7 protein-coding genes and 1 pseudogene are annotated in these 8,664 nt (G+C 73.8%); 4 read left to right on the top strand and 4 right to left on the bottom strand.

Annotation, left to right across the window (positions count from 1 at the left end):
• The 3 genes from ABD329_RS46935 to ABD329_RS46925 form a co-directional block, all read left to right on the top strand.
• Window positions 1–992 (top strand): dihydrolipoamide acetyltransferase family protein (locus ABD329_RS46935; protein ID WP_344318149.1); only part of this gene is annotated, 992 nt, incomplete at its 5' end.
• Window positions 993–1,074: 82 nt separating this feature from the next.
• A complete protein-coding gene (locus ABD329_RS46930) occupies window positions 1,075–1,734 on the top strand; it encodes a GntR family transcriptional regulator (protein ID WP_198275855.1) in 660 nt (219 codons plus the stop codon).
• Entirely contained in the window at window positions 1,731–3,026 is a 1,296-nt protein-coding gene (locus tag ABD329_RS46925; protein ID WP_198275856.1) for an MFS transporter, read from the top strand. Before ABD329_RS46930 ends, ABD329_RS46925 begins: the two co-directional genes overlap by 4 nt.
• A gap of 55 nt (window positions 3,027–3,081) precedes the next feature.
• Here the strand turns inward: ABD329_RS46925 and ABD329_RS46920 are convergent, their stop codons facing one another.
• Window positions 3,082–3,906 carry a maleylpyruvate isomerase family mycothiol-dependent enzyme gene (locus ABD329_RS46920; RefSeq protein ID WP_198275857.1) on the bottom strand — a complete coding sequence of 275 codons (825 nt, stop codon included), beginning with the start codon at window positions 3,904–3,906 and terminating at the stop codon, window positions 3,082–3,084.
• Window positions 3,907–4,150: 244 nt separating this feature from the next.
• On the opposite strand from ABD329_RS46920, the gene ABD329_RS46915 reads away from it, so the two are divergent.
• Window positions 4,151–5,989 (top strand): NHL domain-containing thioredoxin family protein, encoded by a 1,839-nt coding sequence (locus tag ABD329_RS46915; protein ID WP_198275858.1) that lies wholly within the window; start codon window positions 4,151–4,153, stop codon window positions 5,987–5,989.
• A 95-nt stretch (window positions 5,990–6,084) separates the two neighbouring features.
• Here ABD329_RS46915 and ABD329_RS46910 read toward each other — a convergent pair whose 3' ends face one another.
• The 3 genes and pseudogenes from ABD329_RS46910 to ABD329_RS46900 all read right to left on the bottom strand — a co-directional run.
• The gene (locus tag ABD329_RS46910; RefSeq protein WP_281404614.1) at window positions 6,085–6,219 is read right to left on the bottom strand and encodes a hypothetical protein; all 135 of its coding nucleotides are present in this window, start codon (window positions 6,217–6,219) and stop codon (window positions 6,085–6,087) included.
• Between the two features lie 239 nt (window positions 6,220–6,458).
• On the bottom strand, window positions 6,459–7,151 hold the full coding sequence (locus ABD329_RS46905; RefSeq protein WP_198275859.1) for a DUF4232 domain-containing protein: 693 nt from the start codon (window positions 7,149–7,151) through the stop codon (window positions 6,459–6,461).
• 329 nt (window positions 7,152–7,480) lie between these two features.
• Window positions 7,481–8,664: pseudogene (locus ABD329_RS46900) on the bottom strand (NB-ARC domain-containing protein); the annotation flags it as partial.

Genomic DNA, 8,664 nt, shown 5'->3' with positions numbered 1-8,664 from the left:
CCGCGCCCTCCGCCGGGGCGCCCGCGCCCGAGGAGCCCGCCCCCGCGCCCGCCCAGGGCGAGCCCGCCCCCGCGCCCGAGCTGAACGGCAGCGGCCGGACCGCGCGGCCGCTGGCCAAGCCGCCAGTCCGCAAGCTGGCCAAGGACCTGGGCATCGACCTGGAGACGGTCACCCCGAGCGGGGCGGACGGGATCATCACCCGCGAGGACGTCCACGCGGCCGCCGAGGCCGTCCAGGCGGCCCGGGAGACGCCCGTGGCGGCCCCGTCCGCGGCCGTCACGGCCGTGGCGGGCCGGGAGCGCCGGGTGCCCGTGAAGGGCGTGCGGAAGGCCACCGCGCAGGCGATGGTCCACAGCGCCTTCACCGCCCCGCATGTGACCGAGTTCGTGACGGTCGACGTGACCCGCACGATGAAGCTCGTGGCCGACCTCAAGCAGGACCCGGAGCTGTCCGGGCTGCGGGTCAACCCGCTGCTGCTGGTCGCCAAGGCCCTGCTGGTGGCCATCCGGCGCAACCCGGACATCAACGCCACCTGGGACGAGGACAACCAGGAGATCGTCTACAAGGACTACGTCAATCTGGGCATCGCGGCGGCGACACCGCGCGGGCTGATCGTCCCCAACATCAAGGACGCCGACGCCAAGACCCTGCCCGAACTGGCGTCCGCCCTGGGTGAGCTGGTCAGCACCGCCCGTGAGGGCAAGACCACCCCGGCGGCGATGTCCGGTGGCACGATCACCATCACCAACGTCGGCGTCTTCGGCATCGACGCGGGCACCCCGATCATCAACCCCGGGGAGTCCGCGATCCTCGCCTTCGGCGCGGTCAAGCTCCAGCCGTGGGTCCACAAGGGCGAGGTCAAGCCGCGCCAGGTGACCACGCTGGCGCTCTCCTTCGACCACCGGCTGGTCGACGGCGAGCTGGGCTCCAAGGTGCTCGCGGACGTCGCGGCCGTCCTGGAGCGCCCCAAGCGCCTCATCACATGGGCCTGACGCGGCAGTAGCCACCGTCCCCCGTCCGCATCGCGGACGGGGGATGAGTGCGCATGCATCTTGTATCTATGATGTGCGCATCATGAGTCCCGCCGATACGGCCACCAAGCCGCCCCCTGCCGCCGAACGCGTCTACCACCACGTCAAACAAGCCGTCCTCGACCGCCGCTACGAGGGCGGCACACTGCTGAGCGAGGGCGAACTCGCGGACGCCGTCGGGGTCTCCCGCACCCCCGTCCGGGAGGCGCTGCTGCGCCTGGAGGCCGAGGGGCTGCTCAAGCTCTATCCGAAGAAGGGCGCCCTGGTGCTGCCCGTCTCCTCCCAGGAGATCGCGGACGTGGTCGAGACCCGGCTGCTGGTGGAGCAGCACGCGGTCGCCAAGGTCGTCCCGGCCGGTGGGCAGCTGCTGGCGCGGCTCGAGGAGCTGCTGGAGGAGCAGCGGATGCATGCCGCGGCCGGGGACCTGGCCGCCTTCGCCGCCGCCGACCGCTGCTTCCACGCGGCGATCGTCCGGGCGGCGGGAAACGCGATCCTGGCGCAGCTGTACGACCAGTTGAGAGACCGCCAGCTGCGGATGGGCGTGGCCACCATGCACGCCGAGCCCGGCCGCATCGCCAAGAACATCACCGAGCACACGGAGATCCTCGAGGCCCTGCGCGCCGGGGACGCCGGTTTCGCGTCCGGTCTCGTGCAGCGCCACATCAGCTGGGTGAACAACCTCGCCCGGGGTGAGGCGCGATGACCTCGGCCCAGTTGCCCGGTGATCCACCCGGCGGACGCCGTGCCGTCGCCGTATGGGGCCTGGGCGTCGCCGTCTACTTCGTCGCCATCACCTATCGCACCAGCCTCGGTGTCGCCGGCATCGACGCCGCCGAGCGCTTCCACATCAACGCCTCGGCGCTGTCGACCTTCTCCATCCTCCAGGTGCTGGTCTACGCCGGGATGCAGATACCGGTCGGGCTCATGGTCGACCGTCTCGGCACCCGTAAGGTGCTCATGCTCGGCGTGGTGCTCTTCACCCTGGGGCAGTTCGGCTTCGCGCTCTCCCGCTCGTACCCGATGGCGCTGGGCTCCCGGGCGCTGCTCGGCTGCGGTGACGCGATGACCTTCATCAGCGTGCTGCGGCTCGGCTCGCGCTGGTTCCCGGCCCGCCGGGGGCCGATGATCGCCCAGGTCGCCGCGCTCTTCGGAATGGCGGGCAACCTGGTCTCCACGCTGGTGATCGCCCGGGCGCTGCACAGCGCCGGCTGGACCACGACCTTCGCGGGCAGCGCGCTCGGCGGGGTGGCCATCCTCGTCCTGGTGCTGCTCTTCCTCAAGGACCACCCGAAGGGCTTCGAGCCCGCGCCCGCCTCCCATATGGGCGCCGACTACGTCCGCCGGCAGATCGCGGACGCCTGGCGGGAGCCCGGCACCCGGCTGGGCATGTGGGTGCACTTCACCACCCAGTTCCCGGCGATGGTGTTCCTGCTGCTGTGGGGGATGCCGTTCCTGGTCGAGGCCGAGGGGCTGTCCCGGGCGACCGCGGGCCAGCTGCTGACCCTCATCGTGCTGTCCAACATGGCGGTCGGCCTGGTCTACGGCCAGGTCATCGCCCGGCACCACGCCGCCCGCGCCCCGCTGGCCCTCGGCACGGCAGGGGCCACCGCGCTGCTGTGGGGCGCCGTGCTGCTCTGGCCGTCCGCCCACGCGCCCATGTGGCTGCTGATCGTCCTGTGTGCGGTGCTCGGCGCCTGCGGGCCCGCGTCAATGATCGGCTTCGACTTCGCCCGGCCCGCCAATCCGCCCGAGCGGATCGGCACCGCCTCCGGAATCGTCAACATGGGGGGCTTCACGGCCTCGATGACCACGCTGCTGGCCGTCGGCGTCCTGCTGGACCTGACCGGCCAGAACTTCCGGATCGCGTTCGCCTCGGTGTTCGTGCTCCAGGCGCTCGGCGTCATCCAGATCCTGCGGCTGCGCGGACGGGCGCACCGCCGGGAGCGCGAGCGCGTGGTCGCGAGCCGCGTCGAGGCGGTGCACGTACCGGCGTGACGCCGTGGCCCTCCGAGACCAGGAGGACGCCGTGGCCCTGCCGGTCCCCGGAGCGCTACGGCGTCACCGCGAAGTGCTGGAGGATCGCGTCCGCCAGCTGCTGGTCGCCCTCGATCTTCAGCCGCTCCGTGACCGCCTCGGGCCGCACCCGCCCACAGGCCAGCCGGACATAGGTCTCCCAGTCCAGGGTGAGGGTCACCGTCGGCCCGAGCGAGACGCTGCCGTCGATGCTGCCCCGGCCGTCCGCGTCGACCCGGACCGTCCGCATGAACTCCATCGGGCCGTGCACATCGAAGACGACGGCCGACTGGGGCGCCGCGCCCGCGTCCTTGGCGACCACCTTCGGCAGCCCGGAGAGCAGCAGATCACGGGTGATCGTGGCGCCCGGCGAGTCGAGGTTGCCCGGCTTGTTCAGGGCCCGGCGCAGATCCTGTTCGTGCACCCAGAGGTCGAAGGCCCGCCGCGTCAGGGCCTCCCCCAGCGTCACCTCGGTGCCGCCGGGCCAGCGCACCATGGCGTCCGGCTCGCGCTTCTCGTTCCGCAGCTGGCGGCCCCGCCGGATGACGGTGTACTCCAGCTCGGAGGTCATCTCGGGCGCGGTGTGGCAGCGCCGTACGTCGACCTGGACCTCCATGTACCGCGACAGCTCATTGGTGACGTGGTAAAGGTCGCGCGGCAGGGTGTGGATGGGGCGGGGATCGCCGAGCATCTCGCATTCGAGGCCGATCACATGCGAGACGACGTCCCGCACCGACCATCCCGGGCACTCGGTTGCGCGGTTCCACTCGCTCTCCGCTAGCGGGTTGACCAACTCCGTTATCGCGTCGATGGAGTGCGTCCAGGCGTCGATGGAGGTCTGAAGGCTGGGATGGACGGTCACGGGACCCCTCGGGCGGTTGGTGCGCGGGCTGGGTGCTGGTGTGTGCGTTCAAGTTACGCTGCCCACGAGCGCACGGGCAGTGCTTTCCGGTCTGATCGTAGGCCCGGATCGGCGGCTCGCGGCCCGCCCGCGATGGTAGTGTGCGCCCGCCCCCGCCTTATCTCCGGACGTACCCGTACGCACCGGCCGAAAGCCACCGGGGGGCGGGGGAATGGCGCGACCGGGACTGCTGTTTCATGTGGATATGGCTTCACGTGCACGCGTCCGCGCCCCCGAGCTGATCGGCCGGGGCGGCTGGCTCAACACCGGCGGTACCGACCTCACCCTCACCGACCTGCGAGGACGCATCGTGGTCCTCGACTTCTGGACGTTCTGCTGTGTGAACTGCCTGCATGTCCTGGACGAGCTGCGCGAGCTGGAGGAGAAGCACCGCGACACCGTGGTGATCGTCGGGGTGCACTCGCCGAAGTTCGTCCACGAGGCCGAGCACCAGGCGGTCGTGGACGCGGTCGAGCGGTACGAGGTGCACCACCCGGTCCTCGACGACCCCGAGCTGGCCACCTGGAAGCAGTACGCGGTACGGGCCTGGCCCACCCTCGTCGTCATCGACCCCGAGGGCTATGTGGTCGCCCAGCACGCGGGCGAGGGCCACGCCCACGCCCTGGAGACCCTCGTGGGCCAGCTGGAGGCCGAGCACGCCGCCAAGGGCACCCTTCGGCGCGGCGACGGCCCGTACGTGCCCCCGGAGCCGGTCCCCACCGAGCTCCGCTTCCCCGGTAAGGCGCTGTCGCTGCCCGGCGGCACCTTCCTCGTCTCGGACACCACCCGCCATCAGCTGGTGGAGCTCGCGGCGGACGGCGAGAGCGTGGTGCGGCGGATCGGCGCGGGCGAGCGCGGCCTTACCGATGGCACGGGCGAGCGGGCCCGGTTCAGCGAGCCCCAGGGGCTCGCCCCGCTCCCCGACGGCACCGTGGCCGTCGCCGACACCGTGAACCACGCGCTGCGCCGCTTCGACCCGGCCACCGGCGAGGTCACCACGCTCGCCGGGACCGGCCGCCAGTGGTGGCAGGGGTCGCCCACCGAGGGGCCCGCCCGCGAGGTCGACCTGTCCTCCCCCTGGGACGTGGCCTGGTTCGCCGACCGGCTCTGGATCGCCATGGCGGGCGTCCACCAGCTGTGGACGTACGACCCGGAGGCCGGGACCGTGCGGGCCGCCGCCGGGACCACCAACGAGGGCCTGGTCGACGGCCCGGCCGAGGAGGCGTGGTTCGCCCAGCCCTCCGGGCTCGCCGCGACCGGGGACCGGCTGTGGATCGCGGACTCCGAGACCTCCGCGGTGCGCTACGTCGAGCGCGACGGTAAGGGCTTCACGGTCCGTACGGCCGTCGGCACCGGGCTCTTCGACTTCGGCCACCGCGACGGCGCCGCCGATCAGGCGCTGCTCCAGCATCCGCTGGGCGTCACCGCGCTGCCCGACGGCTCGGTGGCGATCTCGGACACCTACAACCACGCGCTGCGCCGCTACGACCCGGCCACCGGCGAGGTCTCCACCCTCGCCACGGATCTGCGCGAGCCCTCCGGCGCGGTCCTGGCCGACGGGGACATCGTCGTGGTGGAGTCCGCCCGGCACCGGCTGACCCGGCTGCGGCTGCCCGGGGAGGCCGTGAGGGTCGAGGCGGTGGCCCACCGCACCCAGCGCGCCGCGACCGACATCGCCCCGGGGACGCTCCGTCTTGACGTGGTCTTCCAGGCGCCCGAGGGGCAGAAGCTGGACACCCGCTACGGCCCCTCCACCCGGCTGCTGGTCAGCTCCACCCCGCCGGAGCTGCTGGCCGGGGGCGACGGCGCGGGGACGGATCTGAACCGTGAGCTCGTCCTCGCGGAGGGGGTGACCGAGGGCGTGCTGCACGTCTCGGCGATGGCCGCCTCTTGTGACGACACGGATTCCCATAGCGGCTCCGCCGCGGGGGCGAACGAGTACCCGGCCTGCCATGTGCACCAGCAGGACTGGGGCGTTCCGGTGCGGATCACCGAGGGCGGCGCGAACCGGCTGCCGCTGGTGCTCGCCGGGATGGACGACTGAGACCTGACGGGCCGAAGACGACTGGGACCTGACGGGCCGAAGACGACTGGGACCTGACGGACCGACGCTGCCCGGGCTGAGTTCCTGACCGGCGGTCAGTCGGGGCGGTTGGGCAGCGTGGAGTACCGCACCTGGTCCTGGCGGATCCGGATGCCCGGCACCCACATCCGCTTGCCGTCCTTGGTGACGCGGAACCACATGCTGCTGTGCCCGCCCGCCTCGTCGGTCACCGTGACGCCGTTGGCGATGCGGCCAGGCGCGGGACGGGGAAGGCCGTGCCGTGGGACATGACGAGACGGCCCCCGCCGAAGCGGGGGCCGTCCGGGGCAGGTAGCCGGGGGGAGGCGGCTACCTGCCCGGCTGGGTGGCTCGGAGTCGAGCGGTCACCGGAGCGGAAGGGCGGGTGCGGTCACCGGATGAGGCCATCGGCCAGGGGCGGTCACCGGATGCAGGCATCGGACAGGGGCGGTCACCAGATCAGAGCGTCGGAGGCGTCGCTCTGCCAGTAGCCGACCTCCGCCCCGCGGCCGACCTCCACCGAGTCGCCGGGGAGGTCGACGGCGCGGCGGCCGTCATCGCCGGGGAGGGAGACGGTCAGCCCGGCGGCCTTACGGCCATCCGCCGGGTCGTCCGCCGCGGAGGTGGTCAGTCCGGCGTAGCCGCTCTCGCCGGGGGCCAGCGTGACGACCGTCTGGGGCCGGGTGTCCGCGGCCTCCGGCAGGGCCGTGCCCGCCTCGTCGAACCGCACCGCGGGGAAGCCGGTGAGACGGCAGGTCCCGCCGGACTGGTTGGTGATCTCCAGCAGCAGGTGGTTGGCCGGGCGGGGGACGGAGGTGACGCCCACCGACATCGTGTCGAGGCGGCAGACCCCGGCCGCCCCGTCGGCGCCGCCGTCGGCCCGCAGACCGCCCTGGGCCCCGGCGTCGGCCCCGCCCGCCACCGCCTCCCGCGCGGCCCGCTGGGCGCCGTCCTGGAGGCCGTCCTCGTGGGCGGCGGGGACGGCCGGGGCGATGCTCTCCGCCGCGCCGGCCGTCCGCACGCCCGAGGCGTCGGCGGTGCCGCACGCCGCGAGGGTGATACCCGCGGCGACGACCGTCAGTCCGGCAGCGACCGAGCGCAGGGTGCCGGCGCGGTGGGCGAGGCGAGCGGTGGTGAGCGGCATGGCGGGTCTCCCCTCAGCGAGCGGTAGGGCGTTCTCCGGTACGGCTCAAGCCTGTCCGGACCGGCTGCCGTTCGGCTGGTGAACGGCTGCCGCCCGCTAACGCCCCGCTAACGCCCCGCTGTTCGCCCTTGTCAGGGCCTGTGCCGCCGTCGGCTACCGCGGCGCGGGAGGAGGCGAAGGCCTCCTCGGACGCGGCGCTCGCGGGGCCACGTCCGCCGGGGCGGTCGGCCGCCCCTTCAGGGGCGACAGCGGTGGCGGCCGTACCGGCCCCCACCCACCGCCGGGAGGCGCCCCTCTGCGCAGCCGGGCGCCCCCTTTGACGACAGACCCTAGGCCCCCTGTGACGGCCCGCCAGGGGATCCGCCGGAGGATCCGCCAGGGGATCCACCCGCGACTCCGCCGGACGCCTCGCCCGGGGAGTCGCGGTCGCTGCCGTCGCCCTGGGCGAAGAGCTTCACCAGATCGCTCATCACGTAGCGGTTGGTGGCCTCCTCGTCCAGCAGGTGCATCTCCGCCAGCCGCTCCAGGGAGTCCTGGATCAGCTCGGGGTCCGCGCCCGACAGCGCGGCCGCCTCGGCGGTGTTGACCTCGCGCGCGAAACCGGCGCCCAGGGCCCGCAGCAGCTGTGCGTCGTCCGCCGAGAGCCGGGCCACCGAGTTGCGCAGCGCGGCGGCCACTCCGGTGTCCTCCGCCGACAGCAGCGCGAGCCTGCGGCGCTCGTCGCGCAGCGCGGTGGCCAGCCGGGCCAGCCGCCAGCGGGGCCGGGCCATCAGCTGGGCGGAGGCGGCGCGCAGCGCCAGCGGCAGCCCGTCGCACAGGGCCACCAGCTCCCGCGCGGCCTCCGGGTCCTCGGCGACCCGCGCGGGCCCCAGCAGCGCGCCCAGCAGGCCCACCCCGTCCTCGGTGCCGAGGGCGTGCAGCCGTACCGGCCGGGCGGCGTCGGTGGCGATCAGCCCGTCCAGTCTGCTGCGGCTGGTGACCAGCGTGGCGCTGTGGGGGCCGCCGGGCAGCAGCGGACGCACCTGGGCGGAGCTGCCCGCGTTGTCCAGCACCACCAGCAGCCGGCGGCGGGCGGCCAGCGACCGGTACAGCGCGGCCGCGGCCTCGGGCGAGGTGGGGATCTGCTCGGCCGGGGTGCCGAGGGCCAGCAGGAACTCGCGCAGCACCTCGGCGGGCACCACCGCCTCGCCGCCGCTGAAGCCGCGCAGATCCGCGAAGAGCCGTCCGTCCGGGAAGGCGGCGGCGTGGACATGGCCCCAGTGGACCGCCAGACCGGTCTTGCCGACCCCCGCGGGCCCGGTGAGCAGCGCGATACCGCCCGCCTGGGGGGAGCCGCCGGAGCCGCCAGCGGCCGGTTCCGCGCTGCCCAGGGTCAGCCGGGTCAGCTCGGCCAGCTCCGCGCCCCGGCCGTGGAAGCCCGCCGGGGGCCGGGGGAGCAGCTCGGGCACGGGGGCCGAGGCGGCCGCGGACAGCGGTTGCTGCGGGGTGGCCGCCGCCGGCTGTGCGCCCGGCT

It is taken from the genome of Streptomyces javensis, assembly GCF_039525925.1.
GTDB classification, from domain to species: domain Bacteria; phylum Actinomycetota; class Actinomycetes; order Streptomycetales; family Streptomycetaceae; genus Streptomyces; species Streptomyces asiaticus.
The sequence above is the reverse complement of the archived record's forward strand: the minus strand, read 5'-3'. Positions and strand labels throughout refer to the sequence as shown.